This is a genomic window from Acinetobacter sp. PC34 (genome assembly GCF_051789135.1).
In the GTDB taxonomy this organism is placed as follows: domain Bacteria; phylum Pseudomonadota; class Gammaproteobacteria; order Pseudomonadales; family Moraxellaceae; genus Acinetobacter; species Acinetobacter johnsonii.
On the sequence record NZ_CP196664.1, the window covers coordinates 2002132 to 2024514 of the forward strand.

At 41.9% G+C, this 22383-nt stretch carries 20 protein-coding genes; 6 read left to right on the forward strand and 14 right to left on the reverse strand.

What is annotated here, in order from left to right; genetic code table 11:
* Positions 1-20: 20 nt before the first annotated feature.
* The gene (gene lepB, locus ACSC9N_RS09720; RefSeq protein WP_010326441.1) at positions 21-848 is read right to left on the reverse strand and encodes a signal peptidase I; all 828 of its coding nucleotides are present in this window, start codon (positions 846-848) and stop codon (positions 21-23) included.
* A gap of 20 nt (positions 849-868) precedes the next feature.
* A complete protein-coding gene (gene lepA / locus ACSC9N_RS09725; protein WP_004693672.1) occupies positions 869-2686 on the reverse strand; it encodes a translation elongation factor 4 in 1818 nt (605 codons plus the stop codon).
* Positions 2687-3043: 357 nt separating this feature from the next.
* Here lepA and ACSC9N_RS09730 point away from each other — a divergent pair, with 357 nt between their 5' ends.
* Together ACSC9N_RS09730 and chrA are read left to right on the forward strand one after the other, a co-directional pair.
* On the forward strand, positions 3044-3970 hold the full coding sequence (locus ACSC9N_RS09730) for a chromate resistance protein ChrB domain-containing protein (RefSeq protein WP_395475194.1): 927 nt from the start codon (positions 3044-3046) through the stop codon (positions 3968-3970).
* Positions 3967-5316, forward strand: a complete 1350-nt coding sequence (gene chrA, locus ACSC9N_RS09735; protein ID WP_159153582.1) for a chromate efflux transporter — start codon at positions 3967-3969, stop codon at positions 5314-5316. Before ACSC9N_RS09730 ends, chrA begins: the two co-directional genes overlap by 4 nt.
* A gap of 113 nt (positions 5317-5429) precedes the next feature.
* Here the strand turns inward: chrA and ACSC9N_RS09740 are convergent, their stop codons facing one another.
* Entirely contained in the window at positions 5430-5687 is a 258-nt protein-coding gene (locus ACSC9N_RS09740) for a hypothetical protein (RefSeq protein WP_058869416.1), read from the reverse strand.
* Between the two features lie 63 nt (positions 5688-5750).
* Between ACSC9N_RS09740 and ACSC9N_RS09745 the strand changes: the two genes are divergently transcribed.
* The 4 genes from ACSC9N_RS09745 (at position 5751) to ACSC9N_RS09760 (ending at position 9337) form a co-directional block, all read left to right on the forward strand.
* Entirely contained in the window at positions 5751-6401 is a 651-nt protein-coding gene (locus tag ACSC9N_RS09745) for an SOS response-associated peptidase family protein (RefSeq protein WP_395475195.1), read from the forward strand.
* A 91-nt stretch (positions 6402-6492) separates the two neighbouring features.
* On the forward strand, positions 6493-7059 hold the full coding sequence (locus ACSC9N_RS09750) for a LexA family protein (RefSeq protein ID WP_395475196.1): 567 nt from the start codon (positions 6493-6495) through the stop codon (positions 7057-7059).
* Positions 7056-8354: a Y-family DNA polymerase gene (locus ACSC9N_RS09755; RefSeq protein WP_395475197.1), complete on the forward strand. Its 1299-nt coding sequence runs from the start codon at positions 7056-7058 to the stop codon at positions 8352-8354. The genes ACSC9N_RS09750 and ACSC9N_RS09755 overlap by 4 nt, the downstream gene beginning before the upstream one ends.
* Before the next feature lie 143 nt (positions 8355-8497).
* On the forward strand, positions 8498-9337 hold the full coding sequence (locus ACSC9N_RS09760) for a hypothetical protein (RefSeq protein ID WP_395475198.1): 840 nt from the start codon (positions 8498-8500) through the stop codon (positions 9335-9337).
* A 107-nt stretch (positions 9338-9444) separates the two neighbouring features.
* On the opposite strand, the gene ACSC9N_RS09765 is transcribed toward ACSC9N_RS09760, so the two are convergent.
* From ACSC9N_RS09765 to ACSC9N_RS09815, 11 genes are all read right to left on the reverse strand, one after another.
* A complete protein-coding gene (locus tag ACSC9N_RS09765; RefSeq protein WP_395475199.1) occupies positions 9445-10023 on the reverse strand; it encodes a lysozyme in 579 nt (192 codons plus the stop codon).
* Positions 10024-10034: 11 nt separating this feature from the next.
* The gene (locus tag ACSC9N_RS09770) at positions 10035-10406 is read right to left on the reverse strand and encodes a hypothetical protein (RefSeq protein WP_087010935.1); all 372 of its coding nucleotides are present in this window, start codon (positions 10404-10406) and stop codon (positions 10035-10037) included.
* 79 nt (positions 10407-10485) lie between these two features.
* Positions 10486-10716, reverse strand: coding sequence for a hypothetical protein (locus tag ACSC9N_RS09775; RefSeq protein WP_395475200.1), 231 nt, complete (start codon positions 10714-10716; stop codon positions 10486-10488).
* Positions 10709-12604 (reverse strand): hypothetical protein, encoded by a 1896-nt coding sequence (locus ACSC9N_RS09780; RefSeq protein WP_395478871.1) that lies wholly within the window; start codon positions 12602-12604, stop codon positions 10709-10711. Before ACSC9N_RS09780 ends, ACSC9N_RS09775 begins: the two co-directional genes overlap by 8 nt.
* 9 nt (positions 12605-12613) lie before the next feature.
* Positions 12614-13003 carry a hypothetical protein gene (locus tag ACSC9N_RS09785; protein WP_395475202.1) on the reverse strand — a complete coding sequence of 130 codons (390 nt, stop codon included), beginning with the start codon at positions 13001-13003 and terminating at the stop codon, positions 12614-12616.
* Positions 13000-13356: a carboxypeptidase regulatory-like domain-containing protein gene (locus tag ACSC9N_RS09790; RefSeq protein ID WP_395475203.1), complete on the reverse strand. Its 357-nt coding sequence runs from the start codon at positions 13354-13356 to the stop codon at positions 13000-13002. Before ACSC9N_RS09790 ends, ACSC9N_RS09785 begins: the two co-directional genes overlap by 4 nt.
* Positions 13346-14560 (reverse strand): hypothetical protein, encoded by a 1215-nt coding sequence (locus tag ACSC9N_RS09795; RefSeq protein WP_395475204.1) that lies wholly within the window; start codon positions 14558-14560, stop codon positions 13346-13348. The genes ACSC9N_RS09790 and ACSC9N_RS09795 overlap by 11 nt, the downstream gene beginning before the upstream one ends.
* Before the next feature lie 53 nt (positions 14561-14613).
* Positions 14614-18225, reverse strand: a complete 3612-nt coding sequence (locus ACSC9N_RS09800; RefSeq protein WP_395475205.1) for a hypothetical protein — start codon at positions 18223-18225, stop codon at positions 14614-14616.
* Positions 18215-18628, reverse strand: a complete 414-nt coding sequence (locus ACSC9N_RS09805) for a hypothetical protein (RefSeq protein WP_395475206.1) — start codon at positions 18626-18628, stop codon at positions 18215-18217. The genes ACSC9N_RS09800 and ACSC9N_RS09805 overlap by 11 nt, the downstream gene beginning before the upstream one ends.
* On the reverse strand, positions 18628-21804 hold the full coding sequence (locus ACSC9N_RS09810; RefSeq protein WP_439036029.1) for a tape measure protein: 3177 nt from the start codon (positions 21802-21804) through the stop codon (positions 18628-18630). Before ACSC9N_RS09810 ends, ACSC9N_RS09805 begins: the two co-directional genes overlap by 1 nt.
* 35 nt (positions 21805-21839) lie before the next feature.
* Positions 21840-22376 carry a hypothetical protein gene (locus tag ACSC9N_RS09815; protein ID WP_004693708.1) on the reverse strand — a complete coding sequence of 179 codons (537 nt, stop codon included), beginning with the start codon at positions 22374-22376 and terminating at the stop codon, positions 21840-21842.
* Between the last annotated feature and the right edge of the window lie 7 nt (positions 22377-22383).

Sequence of the window (22383 nt, forward strand, 5' to 3'; positions counted from 1 at the left end):
TTTTATTTTCCGAATCGATATTAGTCAATGCTACCGTTACGGTTAAATGACGGCAACTTAAAGCCAGGTTCTTTATGCATCCAAATATAAAATGCACGACCCGTTAGGTTCTGTTCAGGAACCATTCCCCAGAAACGACTGTCAGCACTTTGGTCGCGATTATCCCCCATCGCAAAGTACTCACCTTCTTTTACTTTCACTTCCCAATATAAACCATTTTCAGCAGAGTATTTACCATTTTCTACAAAGTTAATATACGGTGCTTGGCGTGCAACATTGACACCCTCTAACTCACGCATGGTAAAGGTATGCTTGCCAATGGTTTCTTTATGATATATCGAAGTAGGCGTATCTAAACGGTCTTTTTCACGGCTAAATTCAACAGGAACTTTAGCAATTTTTTGACCATTAATGGTTAATTGGCCATGATCAAAAACAATGTGATCGCCAGGAATACCAACCACACGTTTGATATAGCTGATCGTCGGTTGCGGTGGATAACGGAAGACAATCACATCACCACGCTCAGGCTCACCCACATCAATCACTTTTTTATTCACAATCGGCAGGCGAACACCATAGTCAAACTTATTGACCAAGATGAAGTCACCAGTTTCTAAAGTCGGGACCATCGAGTCGGAAGGAATATTAAAAGGTTCATAAAAGAATGAACGTAAGCATAGAACAATCGCAAGGACTGGCCAAAAATCATAAGCCCAAGTAATGACAAAATTTTCATTCCCCTTGCCTTTTGTCGCTCGTTGTTTAAATACAAACTTATCGAGCAACCACACCAAAAAGAAAATCAGTGTGACAGGAACAAGTATCAAATTAAAATCAAAATCCATGGGCTTATATTCCTACCTTTTTATCTTTCTACTTTCAACACAGCCAAGAACGCTTCTTGTGGGATTTCTACACTTCCCACTTGCTTCATGCGTTTCTTACCTTCTTTTTGCTTCGATAGCAGTTTCTTCTTACGAGAAACGTCACCACCATAACATTTCGCCAATACGTTTTTACGCATTGCCTTTACGGTTGAACGAGCAATAATTTGTGCGCCAATGGCCGCTTGAATTGCCACATCAAACATTTGACGTGGAATCAAATCTTTCATTTTTTCAACTAATGCAATACCACGGTGACGTGCATCTTGACGGTGACAAATCATTGCCAAGGCATCGACTTTATCGCCATTGATTAGAACATCGACTTTTACCAATGATGAACTTTCAAAACGTACAAAGTTATAATCGAGCGACGCAAAACCGCGTGAACACGACTTCAATTTATCAAAGAAGTCCATCACCACTTCCGCCATTGGAATTTCAAAAGTGATCGAAACTTGGTTCGCCATAAACTTCATGTCTTTTTGAACACCACGGCGTTCCACACATAAAGTCATGACATTACCCAAATACTCTTGTGGTACAAGGATATGGCACTCAGCAATCGGCTCACGTAGGTCTTCGACCGTTGAACCATCTGGCATTTTAGATGGGCTATCGATATAAATCGTTTCACCATTCTTCATCACCGCTTCATAAATCACAGTCGGTGCAGATGAAATGAGGTCTAAATCATACTCGCGCTCTAAACGCTCTTGCACGATTTCCATGTGTAGCATGCCTAAGAAGCCACAACGGAAACCAAAACCTAAAGCATCTGAGCTTTCAGGTTCAAAGAATAACGCCGAGTCATTGATCTGAAGTTTATGCAAAGCTTCACGGAACGGTTCAAATTCACTTGAATCAATTGGGAACAAACCTGCATACACCTGCGGCTTCACTTTTTTAAAGCCTGGCAAGGTTTTGACTTCTGGTGTGTTGGCAAGGGTAATCGTATCACCGACTGGCGCACCAAAAATGTCTTTAATCCCTGCAATTACGAAACCAACTTCACCCGCTTCAAGGATGTCTGTCTCAGTATGTTTAGGATTGAAAATACCCACAGAAGTAATAATGTGCGTTTGGCCTGTTGATTTCATCAACATCTTGTCGCCCTTACGCACACGACCTTCTTTCACGCGCACCAAAGAAACCACACCTAAGTAGTTATCAAACCAAGAGTCGATAATTAAAGCTTGTAATGGCGCATTACGATCACCAGTAGGTGCAGGAATGACATTAACAAGGGTTTCTAAAACGCTATCAATCCCAAGACCTGTTTTTGCCGAACAGGTTGGCGCTTCAGTCGCTTCAATACCAATAATGTCTTCAATTTCTTGAATCACACGTTCAGGTTCAGCCTGTGGTAAATCAATTTTGTTGAGCACTGGTAGAACTTCGAGACCTTGCTCAATTGCGGTATAACAGTTCGCAACCGACTGAGCTTCCACGCCCTGCGCAGCATCTACAACCAACAATGCACCTTCACAGGCAGCCAATGACCGTGACACTTCATATGAAAAATCGACGTGCCCTGGTGTATCAATAAAGTTCAATTGATACTCTTGACCATTTGGATGAGTGTAATACAAAGTAACCGACGCAGCTTTAATGGTAATACCACGCTCACGTTCAAGTTCCATGGAGTCAAGTACTTGTGCTTGCATTTCACGATCTTGCAAACCACCACAGGTTTGAATAAAGCGGTCAGCGAGCGTTGACTTCCCGTGGTCAATGTGAGCAATAATGCTAAAGTTTCGTATATTATTGATATCTACAGACTTTTTTACAACTGCCATAAACTACTCTAAAAATATGTACACAATCATGTACTCAACTGTAAAAGTACAAACGACGTGCAAAAAGAATGTTGCTAAAAACTTCGCACAGTATAAGCAGATAAGTGTTAAAAATATATATTGTGATTGAGAAAAACTATCTTACAGAACAAACAGAATACAACTCATACATTAAAGCTATAGCGTTGCCCTGATTCATAAGGTTGTCAGCATTTTTTATTTTAATTGTACTTATATAGTCACCCTCTTTAAGTCAAAAAACTATTTATTCTTTTTATGCATATTGTTATTCAATTAAATCCATTACCAAAAAATTAAACATGTTATAAATTAAACAAAATATGTTGAGTTTATAACATGAAATTATCATTACTTGTATCATCACCTCCTAGTCAAAGTACTGCCGCCAGAATGCGAATTTGGCGTTCATTAAAATCGAATGGTGCAGCTACACTAAGAGATGGCGTCTATCTCCTACCAGCAATATATTCTGAAAAATTTGATACTGTTATCGATGATCATTTCAATGAAAATGGACATGCTTATATCTTTCACGCTGAAGCTCCTGCACATCTAGATCTGGGACAACTTTTTGATCGGAGTGGAGAGTATGAGGAACTCAGAACTGAAATTTCTCAAATACAAAGTAAGCTTGAAGAAAGTAAGAAAAAAGAATATCTCAAACAAATCCGAAAATTAAGAAAGTCCATCAATTCACTGGTAGAAATAGACTTTTTCCCCAATATTCAACAAAGTAAAACACTGAATGAACTCACCCGATTAGAACATGCTATTGCTCGTTTAGGTGAAGATGATGAACCCAATAATTTTGAACAGCAAATAAAAGTCCTATTCAAGCAAGATTTTCAAAATAAAATCTGGGCAACTAGAAAGCGTCCTTGGGTTGACCGTTTGGCATCAGCATGGATCATTCAAAAATTTGTAGACCCTCAGGCAGAATTTATTTGGTTAGAGCACCCCGATGATTGCCCAAAGGATGCCTTAGGTTTCGATTTTGATCATGCCAAATTTACGCATATCAATAATCTAGTCACTTATGAAGTGTTAATGCATAGCTTTAAATTACAAAACCCTGCTTTAAATAAAATCGCTGAAATTGTTCATTTTTTAGATGTTGGAGGAAATGAGCCTGCTGAAGCATTAGGTATTGAAAAAATCTTACAAGGTCTCAGAAGCACGATCACAAATGATGATCAATTACTCCAGCTTTCAAACCATATTTTTGATGGCTTGTATGCAGACTTTCAAAGGAATTTAGCATGAACAATAAGCCATCTTTGTCAAATGAAATAGAAATTGAATCTATTAGCTTTTGGCAAGCTTTTAAATTTTGGTTAAAACTCGGATTCATCAGCTTTGGAGGCCCTGCTGGGCAAATTGCTGTTATGCATCAAGAGCTGGTTGAAGAAAAAAAATGGATTTCAGAAAAGCGGTTTATGCATGCTCTGAACTATTGCATGTTGTTACCTGGGCCTGAAGCTCAACAACTCGCAACTTATATTGGTTGGTTAATGCATAAAACCAAAGGAGGCATCGTTGCAGGTGTTTTCTTTGTTTTACCCTCTCTATTTATCCTGATCGGGTTGTCTTGGGTTTATGTTAAATATGGAGATGTCCCGATCATTGCGGGCTTGTTTTATGGCATTAAGCCAGCAGTTGCAGCCATTGTATTTCATGCCACTTATCGTATTGGTAGTCGATCATTAAAGAATAAATTTCTATGGGCAATTGCAGTTGTCGCTTTTATTGCAATATTTATTTTTAATGTCCCTTTCCCTTTAATTGTTCTATGTGCAGCTATATCAGGCTATTTCGCAGGTAAAAAGCTTCCAGAGTTATTTCAGGTAAATGCACATCATTCCAGTCAAAAATCTTATGGTCGTGCAATTATTGATGACGACACTCCCACACCTGAACACGCCATTTTTAAATGGTCGCATCTAATCAAAATAGCAGTAATCTCAGCACTTTTATGGATAATTCCGCTCATCTCTTTAACAGCAATTTTTGGATGGAGTCATTCTTATACTCAACTTGCTTGGTTTTTTACTAAAGCTGCTCTTATGACATTCGGGGGAGCTTATGCTGTTCTGCCTTACGTATATCAGGGGGCCGTCGGTTTTTATCACTGGCTGACACCAACTCAAATGATTGATGGACTAGCTCTAGGTGAAAGTACTCCTGGTCCGTTGATCATGGTGGTGGCTTTTGTCGGCTTCTTGGCGGCTTACAATCAATCTCTATTAGGTGTTGAGCATCAATTTATTGCGGGTGCATTAGGTGCAATCATTGTCACTTGGTTTACGTTTATTTTCTCATTTTTCTTCATTTTAGCGGGGGCGCCTGTCATAGAGTCCACGCATAATCAAATTAGATTCACAGCCCCTTTAACAGCCATTACCGCTGCCGTGGTGGGTGTAATTCTGAATTTAGCTCTCTTTTTATGTTACCACGTGCTTTGGCCAAAGGGCTTTGAAGGAAGTTTTGATTATATTTCTGCCATTATTGCTATTTTAGCTATAGTCGCATTATTTAAGTTTAATCAGAGTGTGCTCCGAGTCATCATCGGTTCGGCGTTACTAGGATTAGTAATTAAGCTCATAATCTGAAAAACAGCTGCGCAACTTATAAGTAGCGCAGCCAATTTTATCACTCATCCTATTACTTATCTTTATGCATTGTCCTTCTGAGAAATTTACGTATTCTGACAGGTGCCAAGCAATTATTTCTCGAAAGAGCTCCTGCAGCCTTTGATAAATGCATCATTGATATTCATTTCAGGATCATCCTTTTCATCATCGCATTGATCCGCACTCTTTAGGTTGTTATCACGTGCGTATTGATAACCGTAATACTCTTCTGTGCCTTCCTTAAAGCCACCAAGCGTGTCAGGTCTCATTTGATACTGGAAAAAGATGAAGGCAGCTATGCCGATGACTGCGAGTATTGCGTTGACGATCCTAAATTGTTTTGAAATCATTTTTTATTCTTGGTTGGGTTATTATTTGTGCGATGATCATAAAGAATAAACAGGGATAAGTCTATGTGCGCAAACTTCGAAGCGATCAGAAAGAATCGTGCATTTCTGTTAGACCTTCCTGAGCCTGATCAGTTGGAGTTCCCTGAAGACATTTTTCCGAACTATCCCTCACCTTTAATCTTTTCAAATAACGGCAAGATCGAATGGCGATCGGTTAATTTTGGGATGATTCCTAAATGGGCTAAAGAAAAGACCTTCGGTAAGTACACCTACAATGCCCGGACTGAAACGGTCGCTGAAAAACCCAGTTTTAGGGAGGCTTGGCATAAGTCTCAGTTTGGCCTAATCCCTGTCGAAACCATATTTGAGCCAAAATACATTGATGGGAAATCACATTGGTATGGAATTGCACGTGAGGATGGCATGCCCTTTACCGTGGCAGCCATATATGAGAATGCCGTAATTGCTGGGGAGCAAATCCGATCGATGAGTATGTTGACCATCAATGCAGATAATCATCCCTTTATGAAGCAATTCCATAAGCCTAAAGATGAGAAGCGCTCTATCATCGTTATCCCTGACGAATATCGCGAAGAATGGCTAAATTGCAGCTTTAAAGAGGCTCATGAGTTCTTCTTTGAAATGCAGGATGAGTACATCACCTTTCCTAAATCCCGCTTATCTGAAAATGGTGCTCAACCTAATTTAATTTGAAGGCCCGTTGATTATCCACAGCTTTTAAATTTGAATTTATTTTGACCGAAATCTACAATCTTGAAATCTGTTACAGAAATCAAGTTTGGCTATGAACGATATCAAAAACCATGGTGGTACAAGACCGGGTGCGGGGCGAAAGCGTTCAGAGCTAACCACGCTTATCCGTGTACCAAACTCTTCTGTTTTAGAAATCAAAGCCTTTCTAAAGAAGGCTAAAGCTGATCCCGAAATCGATCACATACGCCAAGTTGACCCAGTCACGCATATGGCTATCCCCTTAGCGACAGAGCGCGTTCAAGCGGGCTTCCCTTCCCCTGCACAAGATCATGTTGATAAGACCCTAGACCTAAATGAGCACCTGATAAAGAATCCAGCCGCGACATTCATTGTCCGAGTTAATTCACTGTCACTCATCAATATTGGTATCGATATTGGCGATGAGTTGATTGTCGATCGTAGCCTTGAGGCAAAGCACTGGGACATCGTGATTGCACTGGTCGACAATGAGTTCACCGTTAAGCGTCTTATGTGTGAAGATGCTGGTGTATGTTGGCTAAAAGCTGAAAACCCTGATTATGACGACATTCATTTCAGTGAAGGACAAGAGTTCATTATTTGGGGTGTTGTCACCCGTGTTCTGAAGAGTTTCAGATGAGAAGCGAAAATAAGATCTATGCCTTAATTGACGTGAACAATTGTTACGTCAGTTGTGAGCGTGTATTTAATCCAAAGTTGAATAATAGACCGGTCATTGTACTTTCAAACAATGACGGCTGTGCAGTTGCACGTTCACAGGAAGCTAAAGATCTTGGGATTAAAATGGGTGTGCCCCTATTCCAAATCAAAGACATTGTTGAAAAGCATAATGTAGAAGTACTTTCGAGCAACTACAAAGTCTATGCAGAAATGTCCAAGCGCTTTCACAGTATTCTTGCCGAGTATGTTGCACCAGGAGAGCATGAGATCTATTCGATCGATGAATGCTTTCTAGATCTGACTGCATATGAGCATAAATTCGATTTAACTGAATACGCTCAAGACATGCGCGAACGTATATCGAAGTGGATCGGCTTGCCCGTATCAGTCGGAATTGGTCGAAGTAAGACCGAAGCCAAGATTGCCAACCACATGGCCAAGAAAGCCAAACGCTTTTCGGGTGTCTGCAATTTGGTAACCATGGACCCAAAACATAAGGATTACTTTTTTAGTTTGATCGATGTATCTGAGGTTTGGGGAGTCGGTCGACAGCACAGCAAGAAACTGCATGCCATGGGCGTGCATACTGTTCAGGATCTCACCCGTACAGAACCACGAAATATGAAAAGACTCTTTTCCATTGTTATAGCCAAGACGGTAGCCGAGCTGCAAGGTATTTCCTGCATTGAGATTGAACACGCTCCACCCGCCAAGAAACAAATCATCTCATCAAGGTCATTTGGCCAACGTGTAACGGATAAAGAATCTTTGTCTGAGGCAATGAGTGATTACCTGCAATCAGCTGTTAAACGTCTACGTGAAGACAAAAGCTTATGTGGCTGCGTGATTGCTTTTGCTGAGTCCAATCCATTTGATAAGAACAAACCGTTTTATAAGAAATCAATCAGTGTGGGTTTTGCCGAACCTACCGACTCAGCTGCAGTCATGAACAAAGCTGTGATGAAGCAAATGGATGAACTGTTTCAAGAAGGTATTGAGTTTAAAAAGTGCGGTGTGATTTTAACGTGTATTGAGAACAAGGCAGCCTATATTCCAGACTTACTCAGTGATGTCGAGTCTATAGAACGAAATGAAAAGCTGCAGCTTGCAATGGAAGGTGTAAAAGAAAGGTTTGGGGATAAGAAGCTTGCGATCGGACCTTGTAAATTACCGAATCGCGGCTGGTCGATGAGTCGGGGAAGCTTGACAAGGGATTATTTTAGCTGGGAAGGTATGTTGACTATAAATAATTGAATTAATGTCTAACACTAGATAGTAATGCGAGCTCATTTCTAGTGCGTAGAGGTGGGGAGTTTTGGAAAGGTGCTAAGGTTGTTAGTAGGTAAAACATGATGCAAGATTGGGCTGATATGATGGATGGGTGGAAGGAGTAAATAGTGAATTTTTTATACGGGAGCTCAGAATTTAATGATCTACTACAAGAGTGCTACCTAGCTCAATCCTCCATCCTATCTGGGATAGAATTTCTTGTAAAAGCTAATATTTACGATAATAAAGATGGGTTATTTTATTCTTCATTTTTCAACCTAAGTATAGGTGTGGAAAGGTTTTTAAAAATTGCTTTGGTTACCGAATATATGTATTCAAATAATTTTCGAAAACCCAACTATACATTTTTAACAAGTAAAAAGCATAATTTGATTACTAGCTTTAATGATTGCGCAGATGTCTTTAATAAATATGGTGCTAAAATTCCACATCTTGATGAAACACACCAAGCTCAGGAACTATTTAATTTTTTAAGCACATATGCTGAGAAGACTAGATATCAAAATCTAAATAAACTAACAAACAGTAATAAAACTGACCCAGTACACCCCATACACGCTTGGATGGAGATATCTGAAAGTTATTTAAGAAAATATATCAAAAATGAAAAAATTAATGCTGAACTGCTAAAACATTACTCCAAATACCCTATGGCTACTGGGTTCACCTACCACCTAGACTTTAATGGATCACCATTATTGGCTATAGATTTGCTCATGTATCAATACATAATTAAAAAATCTAGACCATATATAATTAATGATCTAATTCAGACCCTAAGGCCAATACATCAAATGCTAAATAAAATTTCATTAGAAACCAATAATAATCCTAATGCAGATCTTAATGGCGCAGTGCCATTTCCGTACTATGGAGATTTATTTCCTTTCTTTTTTGCAGATATAGGCCTTTTAAAAAGAGTAAAAAATTGGACTCATAGGTATTAAAGCCCTCACTTAAAGAGCTTTTACACAAATCCCAACATTCACATTCGTCGAAATCGAATGAGCTGTGCAACCTGAGAGTAGGAGGCACAGCAATAAAGTAAATAACTTCATTTCAAAAATAAAGCCTTTTCAACAGTCCGGCGATTCACCAGGCCTTGCATACGTTTTCCACCCGCATTCACCCATACATCAAACTGATCCGCTGCGCCGCGAATATCATGAACATTCAGCTTTTTAACTAAAGTTGATCCACTAAATGCACCTGTCCCAATGTTGTAAGCAAGTGATACCAGTGCATCAAACTGATTTTGGTTCAGTGGCATCTTCACCGAATTATTTACAGCAGCTTCAAACTTCTTTAAATCATAGGTCATGTAAGCCTTAGCTTGTGCTTCAGTGCAGGTATCACCTTTTTTAACTTTAATACCGTTCGGATAAACCGTGGTACCAAAACCAATCGTCCACACTCCCACCCCATCATCATAGGCAGTAAGTCGCTTTCCCTCAAAACCGCAGATGAGATCCACACCGAAAAGACTGACCACCATCTGGTCGATCGCAAGACCCAACATATCAGCCACAGCGGAATCTGTAGCTGTTGTAATCACTTGATTAGCAGCATCAACTTGTTTTTGAGTAAGTGTTCCACCACTGATCTTTCTTAAATAATCAAATATCTGTTTCATTTTTCACTTACTCACTTAAACATCGCTTTAAAGGCTGATCGAATTTCAAAGATTAATTCACCAATGGTTTTACCACGTAACAGCTGGATTGCTTGATACCAGATGCCAATCAACAACATTCCGAAGATCGCAAAGATCAACATCACAAAGCCTTGTGTCATATGTGAATAGACATGCCAACCATAATACTCAATGAATGCAGATCCACCATACAGACTAATTGCTACGCTAAAGGTGAATTTCATAATCACACCCATGGTGATTTTAATTCGCCCTTCAGTGTCGATATCCCCCGATAATGTCAGGGCAAAGATTGCCCCAACCACTGCTGCAATAATTTTGAAAAGCCATGGTAGGCCCTTGATGCTTAACGGGTCATTCATAGACCACTCCTAATTTTTGGCAATAAAAAAGCGCCTTGCGAAACAGTGTTTCTCAGAGCGCCATTCACTTTTTCTAAACTTAAACTTCGATTTGAATCACTTCACCTAATGGCGCGAGTCGTTTGATCTCACCATCAGATACAAATACGGTTGCTCCTAAGTTGTAACGTGTTGAACTGGTGACCAGGTTTAAACCTGAACCACCCACCACCAACACTTTGTAACTGGGGTGGTCTACGCTGGTAATGGTTCCTACAAACTCTGCAGCTGTAGGAAGTAAATCAATTAGACGCTGTAATGCATTACTCACGATTCACACGCTCCACTTTCACAGTTTGATTGACGATCGCATGGCTGAAAGAGACGCTGACACTGTCCACAATGCCCCACCATTCCGCATTAAATGCCAGCACCTCTCCTGGTACACATTCACCTACTTCAGGCGAAATCGGCATGCTGTAGGTATGGGTTTCGACCATTCCTGCTTTGGCAAGTTTGGCTTTGCCATACGCCCCCATGCTGACATGGTTAAATAGCGGGTTGTTTTCAGGCTGAAGTAAGGTATCAGCACTGGTTCCAGTGCGTTTCACTTGAGCGACCAGCGCCTTTCGGTCATTGGTCAGCGTAATGCCGTTGTAATCAGGATAGATCTGATAATCCGTGGACTGACTCACTACCACAGACTCAGGTAATAAGCGATCATATTCAGCGATCAACAACACATCCCAAAAGGTCTTTTTATAAAGCTGTTTAATGGTCAGCGTATTACTGCCCTTTTCGCTATAAATAAACCCACCACCACTTTCAACCACCATCTTGATCGCATCAATCGGTGCTAAATTGGAATAACTTAAGCTCTCACGCTCAACGATCCAACCCAGTGCATCGATCAACTGCCAATTAAGTACCGTATCGCTAAATACGCGATCCAGTTCCGCTTGGCATAACTGGACGGAGGTTCGATCATTCTCTTGTAAGAATGAGCGTAAAGGCGCTGTCGGTGCCGCAAGCAGTGCGGTTTGACTGCGCCCAATCAAGGTATAAGTGTCTTGGGCAAACTTACGAGAACGTCGTCGGTTCTCAAGCAACATTTGATGTTCTGTACCATTCACGATAATTTTTAAAATCACAGGTTGGCCATTGATCGGTTCAAGTTTGCCAATCTGGGATGCCGGTACGGTCAAACTATAGGACCAACACCAGCAGCTGCGATCGGTACTGTAATTCCCATCTAGCACATTTATTTCCTCGCCATTATCTAGGCGCGTCACAGATAAACTATTCAATATGTACCACCAATTACGATTTGGTATGCCGGGTATGCAGTCGTCTGCACCGAAGTTAAGATCAACATTGTGTGCATCTACTTCATGACATAGGCATACGAAATTAAGATCTCCTGTACCTTCATACTGAGGAATTTCAGGCTCTGGCCATGGTTCAATCGGATGCTTGCGATAATGGATGGATTTGGCCTTATCCCACGAAATTTCGTCCTGTGTGACCAGCTCTAACCCTTTGTCCCAGTCAAAGCTGAAACGCTTTTCAAAGACATGTGCGACTTGGTGTGAATACGAAATATTGCGCCGCTTTCGGATCATCTCCTGATGGGCGAATTCACGGTTCAATCGAAGCTTAATTGGTTCATTAAAATACAAATCACGCGCAATACGAATCTTGAGATTTTCTTGCCAACGTACGCCTTGATTTCGACTGAATTTTGCACCTTGATCAAAGGTGCTATGGATGGATTCAGATAACGTCCGTCCATGCTGAAAGCCAATGTCATTGCCATGACTAACCACTAATCCTTGATCGAAAAAAAGAGCCTCATTTGAGACTCTTAAAACTGATTTAAACCACGATATTTCAGTGTTTGTTAATCGATGCACTGCCTTCTTAAAAACATGGTTAAATCCCTTAGACACCCCTAGAAGGTGATTAATATCAGATGAGCCCAAGATTCGTGGATTTAATCGGCAACTGATTGGAATCCTTACAAGGCCATGATTATCAACTGGACGTACATTGGTACCAGTCGCTCTAAACTTAAACGCTGTTTTAACTTTAATCCGCGCAAGCGACAGTACTGTTTCAGCACCAAAATCTAAAACCAAATGATGGCTATCAATTGGGCTTTGCTCATCTGTGAAATTTAGATCAACATTAAGTGCATCAGGTGGTGTGTAGTTCGACATTGACCACCTCTATTCGGGTTCAATAAATATCGCATCCAGTTGCTGGGTGGATCCCAAAACAATCTCATAACTATCTAACTCAATCTCAACCCCCATGTCCAAGTCAATCACTGCTTGACCTGCTGCATTGTATAAGCGTGCCCAAATCGCAGTAGCAGTTTTAGTCGCCATTGCTGCATCACTGGAGTGAAGTTCGATTGAATTTTCATTTACTTGTTTTACACAAGGGTTAGGTAAGGTCAACGTAACCAAGCGTGCTGAAGGATCGACAGCCACCTCTACAGATGAGGGGCGTACACCATCGTAATACACCATGGTTGCATATCCCTCACCCTGATCTAAGTTTGCAGCCAGCGCTTGCAGCATGGCCATTTTTACAACGTGAGAAGGCTCTGTCATTTTGCGATCACCTTATCTTGAATTACAGCGTTGTATTGATTATTTGGGTCAAAAGCTACGATAAAGCACTCCAAACCTACAGCGAGATTGCGGAACGCATAAGAGCCATCAGTTTTGGATTTTATTTCCCAGAGTAATTCCCTTGTGGATCGCTTAAATACACAAACATTGACAGATGAGTAATTAGCGCCTACTTTTTTTGTTGTGCCTTTAATCTGACCAAAGCCCTGATTGTTATTCACAACAGTAATAATTGGACGGGGTGGTTTTGATATTAAATAACCAAGGTCTGCTAATTTTGAATAATTTGGTAGGTATTCACCAAAAAATGATCTTAAAATTTTAAGCGCCAATTTTTATCTCCTCAACAGGGGCTGCAAACCAGGCATCATTACCTACATAAGACATATATTGCGTTAAAACAATCGAATTTAGATCTATATCTCTAGTTGCTGCAGGTGTGGTTACAATTGTTTTTGTTGGTGTATTGCTGGCTGCATAGCAAGCCTGATAAAGCCCTCCTGAACAATTTCCAATATTTTGCCTCTCTGTATCTGTATAAATAGATAGCGGCATGCAAGCAGTAGTATTAAAAGAATCAATACTACTTGGTAAAAAACTTGCTCCTGCGATGTTTGTGGTCGCAATATTAACACTGGATAAAAAAGTAAAGCGGCAGTTCTGTTTACCAATATATGCTTTCAAATTCCCTAGTACGTTTGAGTTTATCTCTGCACTAGCAGATCCAAGGTTTTGGGAAAGCAATAAAGGTAAATTAATTGAATTGTATGTAGATGCAAATGGCAAGATTGCTGAAACACAACCAAGCCCAGACGACCCAATATTATACATAAAAACAATATGATATAAACTACCAACAACCTTTGAAAGACCGTATGTTCCCACTCCTTGTGGGTAGGTAAATTCATTTTGCGCTGTTCCAAGATACGGGCTAGACGTAAAATTGAAATATAAGCGGGAAGTTGCATCTGCAAGTGTTGTGCAGGTCGCGAGATCGTCTAGGCAGTTTTCATCAGTAATCACACCTAAGCTCAAATCCACAGTGCGACCTATACCAACTGCAACTGCATTGCGCTGTGTTAAATTGGTCTGGAAGCAAAAACGTGCGTACATATCAGTATCATCAATATGCTTAAACTTGTAGACATGAATGTGCGCATTCTCATACACGAGTTGCCAGCCTAACGAAGCAATTCGTGTCGTAAAGTTACCAGTAATTGAAATTGGTGCGTTATCTAATGTAAAAGTAACTGCGTTCGTAGTAGCTGAATCAATCCAAAACTCACCACCATTGATCGAAGCTAAAGCCCCAGAATCAACTTTTAAAACGCGGTCTGCAGTATAGCCATGTGCACCACCATATGTGAAGGTGATCTGATTTCCCGCTACAGCGACACTTGTTACTGTCTGGACGTTATAGCCAAGCGACAGCATTTTCTTAAAACGATCTGGAAATAGGTTTTTAGAACCCACACAAAAGTCCAGACCTACATCAGAAAAATCAAATAATTTGGTTTGCGTCTGCTTCATTGTCATTTTTATTTACTCATAAAAAAGACCGCATAGAGCGGCCATGTTTGATTTAATTTTTAAACTACGCGGTCAATGTCACCACGCAGCATGATCTGGAATTGATCTGACATAACATTTGGCTCAGATTGCTTCACCGTACGAATCACCCAAACTGGAAAATTTGCAGCCACAGTGTTGAAGCGCAACACGTTACCGCTTGCCCAACCTGCACCCCAACCTTCTTCTTTTACCGTGAAATATGGCAAACCAGTCACCGGGTTAATCGGTGCAAAATCAATATTCACGCTACCGGTACCAATTTGACCAGAATATTCACCAACACAGCGGAAATTCGTATTGTCTGTAAAAATCAGCGCCCATCGTTCCTGAATCGCGCCTTTGTTCGTCACAGTAATTGGATATAGAGCATCGTTATAGTTGGCTGAAATACCACTACCTGTTGCCTCATCTGCCCATGCGTTATTCCACGTTTGTTGCACAAATTTACGTGTGTAGCGGGATTGCATATCACCAATCACTAGGGCTGAACCAACAATGGTATCAGTTGGATCATAGTTGTGGGTCAAAGGCTTGGTGAAAGTCACTTGGCCATTGATTTTAACATCACGTACCAACCCCATATCCTGATAGCGATACTTAGCAGTAAGTGGTCCAGTTAAATTACCCAGGGCAAAATCACCGTTTAAAGTCACTTTGCCGTAGTCATAATCAACCACATACATATCAAATGGAATTTTAATGCCATCGGCATCTTCAAGTTCACACCAAGAGATCCGCGCATCATTCAATAGATAAGTCTGGCCTGCCACATAGTCAGGGAACTCCTGCGACTTACTTGCACTAACAATCACAATCTCACCCGATCGGAAAATTGGAACTCGCCCATCAATCGGTAAACGCACTGCAGACAATCCAAGTAACTCCGCATCAATCGGTATATAGCTATAACCCACCGCACTGTATTTAATGGTTTCAGGCAGGACCATGATGGGCTTGTGAATCCACTGCTTGCCATCTTTGGTGTATTCCAGCTCAGCCACGTACCAATCCTGCGCCATAATTTCAGCACGGTTGGCAGAAGTCACTTCAATCTTTTGCCGGAAAACAAACTGGCCATAGCCTTGGTCAAAGTTAAAGAAACCATCGCACTCTGCTGTATCAATCGTACCCGAGCCATCAGGCGTGATATTCAATACCCCGCCTCCCACCTTGGTTGCTGACAAAGTTAAGGACTGCGCCCGGATAGGGATCATCGGTGCACGGTATGAGACTTGGTTGGTTTGCACACTTTCTAGTTGAGTCACCAAGGTCTCTAAGGTCGGATTATTCGCACCACCTACATCCCAAGCGGATAACTCGACCGCACCATTTCCATAGTGGATCTGGCCAGCTACCGTTCCCGCACCCGTGGTCACTGAGGGATTACGGTAAAGCGATCCGAGTTTATCAACATAGGTTGAATCAGCCAGTTTAAAGCGAACCGAACCTGCAAGAATCTGCTCAGCAAAGCCTTCTGTTAAATCCGTTTTTAGAACAGAACCAATGATGGTATCCGACCACGACTGAGCCGCTGAACTATCTCGATACGAGACACTCACCGTCACCGCAGTCGCCACTTCATTCAGGCTTAGAGTATGCGTCTCACTTGTATTTTCATACTTAATAGTCATCCCTAGCATACCTGCCGCAATTGCCTCCTGAGACGTATTATGCGTTCCATAGTAAGGGCGCATAATCTTCTCACGCTCGATCGCTTCAAGTGTAGTACTTGGGGTGATACTCATGGTACGAGACGCATAGTTGATGGTGCCTTGTTGCTGACCTGTACCATTGATTAAACGGCCAGTAGTGGCATCAATCGGCATATCACGCAGTTCAACCTCACCTGTATAGCTCATGTACTTTACAGGTACACGCACCTTCACAGACTTAGGAATCAATGCAGCAGACCCATTGTCCAATTCAATCGAAATGGTGCCGCCAGTAGGTACCGCAGTCACTTGAATTGAAGATATAGACCCTTTCTGACCTGATACATTAAACGTGGTACCGCCATTGGGTAACAAGGTTGGCATCAGCTTCGCTATACCATCCGCATAGTCAATGGTGCCTGTGGCATCCCCTGTGAATTGCCCTTGGCCATTGTCGTTTGCTGTCTTGGTGACCCCATTTAATAACCAGTTGACCGTCAAAGTACCTGCCACAATCGAGTCATTCACAGGAATCTCAACATAAGCTTTATTAATCGTTAATCCTGAGCGCTCCTGAGCCGTGATCATATTGCTCCACGTGATCAAGATTGCACTGCCGACATCGGCGAGCTCACCTGTTGTTAATGACATGGTACCCGTATCGTAATCAATACTGCCTGAGCCAAATGACGAATCCCCACCGCGCAACTGCCCTGCACCATTGTCTCGAAGCGTGTAGACCTGATTCTGTACCAAGTACGACACTTGCAAACTGCCTGGTGATGGCAACGGAACCAAGTTACGGATCCAGTTAAAACTGATGTTCTCTTGATTGACATAGATCAGATCAGATTCAACAGGTGCTGTCACCGCTGCAGCAGGCATAAAGTTAATCGTGAGGTTGGTAGTACCCGTCCCCGCGCTTGCGTTCCACACAATAGAACCGTTTTGATAGTTGATGGTACCAATGGAAGTACCAGCGGCATTTTTAAGTTCACCGCCCACGTCGGTAACCGCCGAACCAAATAAAGTAAACTCAACTGATTTTGGCATGACCGACGAGCCGACATATAAGCTCGACACGGTATTAATGGCGACATTATTAAAAGTCTTGCTCAGGACACCATTCTTGGCTTTCACCAAAGCCACAGAATCACCTGCAGCATTGATATTCACCATCGGGGTTTCTGTCTGCGCTGAGGGTACCAACTGCGTATAGACATCCTCTGCAACCACAGAATAATCACCGACTTGTGCGACTTCTTTTAAATTCGCACTGGAGTAATACTTCCCTGTATCCGCCACAATGGTGTCACGGATGATGGTGGTACTCTTTTCACCGCTATACCATTGCTTCGCAGACAGGCCGACAAAATCGGCTTTCAATGCATCACTCAGGCCATAAGTGGCAATCTTATATTCAACTTGTTTGCCATCAACCATCACATAAGCCGTGCGGGTCGATACTTCAGTAATACGTAGGTATTGCTCAATCTCTAAAGCTTTACCTTCATTCGAAATCAATACAATTGATGTACCAATAGCGCTTTCCGCTTCCTGGGGAAACATGGCCACTTGTAGAGACTTCATGCCTTTCCAATGTGTGTCGAGTGGTGTGCCGGCAATCTGTGCACCTTTGGCATTATAGTTTTCAATGCGGTTCTGCGCTTCTTTACGCTCATCCGTCCAGCTATCGGTACTGAATAACACGGCGGACACATTGGGATCTTGTGCATTCTGAGAAATGAATACCGTCGCACCCATTAAAGCATCGGTATCGGCTGTATCCACTGCAGCATAGATCTTTTGGATAGAAGTGCGACCTGTGGTGCGGTCCATCTCTGAAATATCATTGAACAGGTTATTACTTTGACCGTCGACAATTTCACGGCCTGAGTATTTTCCCCCACCATCATCAGCATCCGTACGAATGCGTTCTGACTCAAGGAGCTTTAAATTATTAGTTTCAATTGTCATCGCTTACCTCAATGAATCGCATGGTGACGTTAAAATAAGTATCAAGTGATGTTGCTGGAGTGCCTTTAACTGTAGAGCTTTCCAGTGCACCGTCTTTATGATTCCAAATCACATTGAACTCACGCTGGTCATGTGGCCACTCAAACTGAAGCGTGAATTGCTCCTGCAGGTTCTGCCATAAACGAAGCGTGTTCAGATCGCGCAGTTTGATCCAACCTTTCGTTTTATTGGCTGGCTGCAATGTGATTGGTCGGCCTGCTTGTTTGCGTCCCTCTTGAATAATCAAGGCACCACTAATGGCATACTCCTGGTTCTGCTCGATCTCAGACCAGTTTTCATCAGACCAAAAAAAACCATCCTCAATTTGGATGGTCTCTCCGGTCGACTTTCGTGTTAATCGCATTACGATCTTCCTTTAATTGCTTCAAGTTCTCGCATCATTTCCTCAAGAGCTGTGGCTTGATCGGGTGCCGCTGATACTGTCGCTGTCTGACCTGTTCCCATATCAATTTTGATCTCCATACTTTGCTTGGTCTCCATACCTTCCATTGGTTGAATATCAAGACTAGTCGCGATAAGTGGAGCATCAGGCACGGCGGAAATCTGCTGAGCTGTATCACTACCATTCGACAGTAATGAAGCATTACCACCACCTGAACCACGCGCTTGTGATTTGGCATTCAGCTCATCCGTACGCGCTTTCATCTTGGCTTTGAAATCATCCCAATGGTCATTCGTGGCTTGTTGTTCAGCACTGATCTCGGGTTGCTCTCGTGCCGTAGATTGGCTCACTTGACTCACAGTGCGCTGAGTCTCGATTGCTGCTTGCTGGATCTCACCAAGTTTAGAAACGGTGGCTTTGCCTGTGGCATCAACCTGAACCTCAAGGCCAAGCATATAAGCCTGTGTTGTAATCGTGCTATCTGCAATACCTTTATTTGCCGCAATGGCTTTTTCAGCATATTGCTTGAAAGCTTCTTGCTGCTGGTGAAGTGTTGCTTGGCCACTATTCTTCATTTCAGTAAAGGCTTGTTTGTACTGCTCAGCAACACCTTTAAGCTGCTCAGGAGTTTTCATGCCAAAAAGTGAAAAGGCCTCAGCAGTGGAGTTGATTCCAGATCGAGCCTCATCAGCTTTATTTTTAACATCAATTAACTGCTGCCCAGCTTGTTGCAACAACCCGTCAGCCACTTTACTTCCAAGTACTCCGCGCAAGCCTTCAATCTTAAGTTTTAGAGCATCTAATTCTTGCTGATTGGTGGCTGTATTGATTGCATTTGAAATACTTGCATCTAAAGCGCGACCAACATCCACCCCTTTATTCTTAAGCTCATCCATATTATTAGCAACAATACTCACATCACTAGATGCTTTCTCAAATGCCTTGGTGGATTTACCTTGTAATTCCTCATAACTCAAACCAGTACGACGAATAGCCTCGTCTAGAATGGCACCCTGAACCATTGCTGCGCCCTGCACGGAATTAGCATACTGAACATGTAGAGCACTAGCCTCAGCTTGAAGCTTTTCAATACCAGCTCGCTGCTTCTCGACTTGCGCATCCCAGTCCTTTTGATTCATATCCGAGTTAGCTTTCTTCCATGCATCTAGCTCGGCCTGTTTGGCTTTTATCTTGGCATTAGTTGTTTCAAGTTGCTTTTCAATGTTGACTGGAATGGCCGCTAAACGGCCTTGAAACTTAACCAAGTCCTCGTCAGAAAGAATGCCTGTTAGGGCTTTTCTAATTTCCTCTGCGGTAGCCTTTCCTTGAGTCTGGAGTGCCAGTAACGCAGTGAGTCCATCATTAATACCTGTAGTGGTGCTGAAATTGAAAGATTTTGCAATTTGCCCCAAAACATCTGAAACCTTAGCACCCTCCTTGACAAGTTTCTCAAACTCCACAACTGTTGCTTTAGATGCCTCGTTAAGACCAAGAGAGGCATTTTTAAGCATTTCAGTGCGTTCGGCATTTTTTGCTTTTACAGCCGCAACCTCCTCCTGCTTCTTACGTGAGGCCTCTTCAGCTGCAATAAATTCCTTTTCTTGATCCACTAAGGACTTCGTACCAGTGGCTCTAGATACAGCCCAATCAATGAAATCAGACCCTTGCTTTAATAGCCACTCATCCGTTTTCTTAAATCCATCAACAATTAAATCACTTGCTAAAATGACACCAGCAGCCGCTGCTCCATAGGCACCAAAGCGAGAAAGAACCCCCGCAATACTCCCCTTTAAACCATTTGCAGCAGTCGATACTCTTCCAATAACACCTGATGCTGCTACATTCGCTGTATTACTTGCATTTGTAGCGGCTGTGAGTTGATTTTTCGCAACAATTGCTACCTGAGTTGCTCGGGTATTTACCAACTGTGCTTGAGTGTTTGTAACAATGGATGCTGTTTCAGTGGCAATTGCAACTTGGGCAATTTTGACAGCATTTGCTTTTTCTAGAAAGCTTGCTGCAATACCAAGTGCTTTATAAGCAACATATGCTTGAGCCACTGTTGTGAGAGTTGAAACTAAAACTTCAAGGTTTTCAGCTACAAATTTAATTGCTTCAGCTACTTTTGTGCTTGCACCAGTTGCAGAATCCGCCTCACCTATATACAAGGTCCAAGCAGTCTTAAGATTCTCTATTGACTGACCTATTGTGACAGGCATTTTCCCAAATTCAGCATTTAAGGCTTTGGATTGACTTTCAAGTGCCTTAACAATCACTTCGGATGTAAGCTTTCCTTCACCCGCCATTGCACGTAACTTACCAATATTTACGCCCAAGCCATCTGCAAGAGCTCTCGCCAAACGTGGCGCTTGCTCCATCACACTATTGAATTCTTCGCCACGAAGAACTCCTGATTGCAAGGCTTGGTTAAATTGATAAATAGCCGCTTCATTTGAAGCCGCAAGACCACCACCCACAATTAATGACTTGTTAACCAAATCCGTTAAATTTAATGCCCGTTCTTGCGAATATCCAAGCTGATCAGTTGCAGTTTTTACTCGGGTAAATAATTCCGCTGTAGCCGTAAGATTGGATCTTGTTTCAATCGCAATCTTTTTAACACCCTCAAAAGCTTGAGTAAAATTCCCGCTTTTAGATGTAACAAGCCCAATTCTTGCTTCTAAAACCTTAAACTCGTCCGCAGTTCGAGCAATTTCAGTTGCAGATGCGCCAATACCCAATGCAGCCATCGCACTCGTTAGTGCCGTATATCCAGTTTTTAAACCCTGAATTTCACCACTTGCTTGCTTGGCAAATGTCTCGTTTTTCTGAAGTTCTGCATTCGTTTTACCAAGCTCTGAATCAAGCTTTTTAACCTCCACCGCTGCTGTGGTAGATTCTTTGCCAAGCTGATCAATACCCTGTGTAGCATTATTAGTTGCTAATCGAGTTTGGTTTGCTTCTTGTTTAATAGCCTCAAAAACTTTAGATACAACTTGTTCAGATTGCTTGGCAGCGGCTACAAGGCCTTTGCTATCACCATCCATGATTAATTTGAAAGTTAGATTTTTTCCAGACATGGCGACCTCAATTTTTGGACGTAAAAAAACCACCAATTGGTGGTTAAATTTAGACATTTAGAAAGCACCCTAAGGTGCTTTTAACTTACATTTTATGATGGCTTACAATAATCAAGGAGAAAGATTGCATTATCCATTGAGGATGACGCGACTCTTGAGTTTATATCCGATTCCTCTTTGTTGTCCTTCATAAACTCCAAAAAACCATCAATTGTGTATTCATAAGAGTTGAGGAGACTGCTTCTCATTATGTCCTCACAATCTGTCTTGGGTTGTCGCGCATCTAGATCTCTTTTTAGTTTTTGTAGCTCTTGAACAGGATCTGATAGGCTGATTCTAGCTGTAGCTTCGGCAACTTTTAAGGTGTCCGCCCACTTTCCACTTAAATTTTTGTAAAATAAAATATCTTCACTGCTCATTTTTGGTGATTCAATTAACTTGATAGCGATTGAATCCCTTAGGTCTGGCATGCGCTTCTGTAGCTCAGCAACCTTGACCGTTTTATTCTGCTGCTCCGTGTAAGCTTGACCGCTTGCTGCAACTCTTGCAGCATCGTCCTTGTTGCTTTTGTGCATAAAATAAAAAAGACCAATAATAATAACAATAACCCCAATCAATCCGTATTTCATTTCTAAT

Coding starts and splice junctions, on each gene's coding strand:
- lepB (WP_010326441.1), bottom strand. CDS start 848: ATGGATTTTGATTTTAATTTGATACTTGTTCCTGTCACACTGATTTTC.
- lepA (WP_004693672.1), bottom strand. CDS start 2,686: ATGGCAGTTGTAAAAAAGTCTGTAGATATCAATAATATACGAAACTTT.
- ACSC9N_RS09730 (WP_395475194.1), top strand. CDS start 3,044: ATGAAATTATCATTACTTGTATCATCACCTCCTAGTCAAAGTACTGCC.
- chrA (WP_159153582.1), top strand. CDS start 3,967: ATGAACAATAAGCCATCTTTGTCAAATGAAATAGAAATTGAATCTATT.
- ACSC9N_RS09740 (WP_058869416.1), bottom strand. CDS start 5,687: ATGATTTCAAAACAATTTAGGATCGTCAACGCAATACTCGCAGTCATC.
- ACSC9N_RS09745 (WP_395475195.1), top strand. CDS start 5,751: ATGTGCGCAAACTTCGAAGCGATCAGAAAGAATCGTGCATTTCTGTTA.
- ACSC9N_RS09750 (WP_395475196.1), top strand. CDS start 6,493: ATGAACGATATCAAAAACCATGGTGGTACAAGACCGGGTGCGGGGCGA.
- ACSC9N_RS09755 (WP_395475197.1), top strand. CDS start 7,056: ATGAGAAGCGAAAATAAGATCTATGCCTTAATTGACGTGAACAATTGT.
- ACSC9N_RS09765 (WP_395475199.1), bottom strand. CDS start 10,023: ATGAAACAGATATTTGATTATTTAAGAAAGATCAGTGGTGGAACACTT.
- ACSC9N_RS09770 (WP_087010935.1), bottom strand. CDS start 10,406: ATGAATGACCCGTTAAGCATCAAGGGCCTACCATGGCTTTTCAAAATT.
- ACSC9N_RS09780 (WP_395478871.1), bottom strand. CDS start 12,604: ATGTCGAACTACACACCACCTGATGCACTTAATGTTGATCTAAATTTC.
- ACSC9N_RS09785 (WP_395475202.1), bottom strand. CDS start 13,003: ATGACAGAGCCTTCTCACGTTGTAAAAATGGCCATGCTGCAAGCGCTG.
- ACSC9N_RS09795 (WP_395475204.1), bottom strand. CDS start 14,560: ATGACAATGAAGCAGACGCAAACCAAATTATTTGATTTTTCTGATGTA.
- ACSC9N_RS09800 (WP_395475205.1), bottom strand. CDS start 18,225: ATGACAATTGAAACTAATAATTTAAAGCTCCTTGAGTCAGAACGCATT.
- ACSC9N_RS09805 (WP_395475206.1), bottom strand. CDS start 18,628: ATGCGATTAACACGAAAGTCGACCGGAGAGACCATCCAAATTGAGGAT.
- ACSC9N_RS09810 (WP_439036029.1), bottom strand. CDS start 21,804: ATGTCTAAATTTAACCACCAATTGGTGGTTTTTTTACGTCCAAAAATT.
- ACSC9N_RS09815 (WP_004693708.1), bottom strand. CDS start 22,376: ATGAAATACGGATTGATTGGGGTTATTGTTATTATTATTGGTCTTTTT.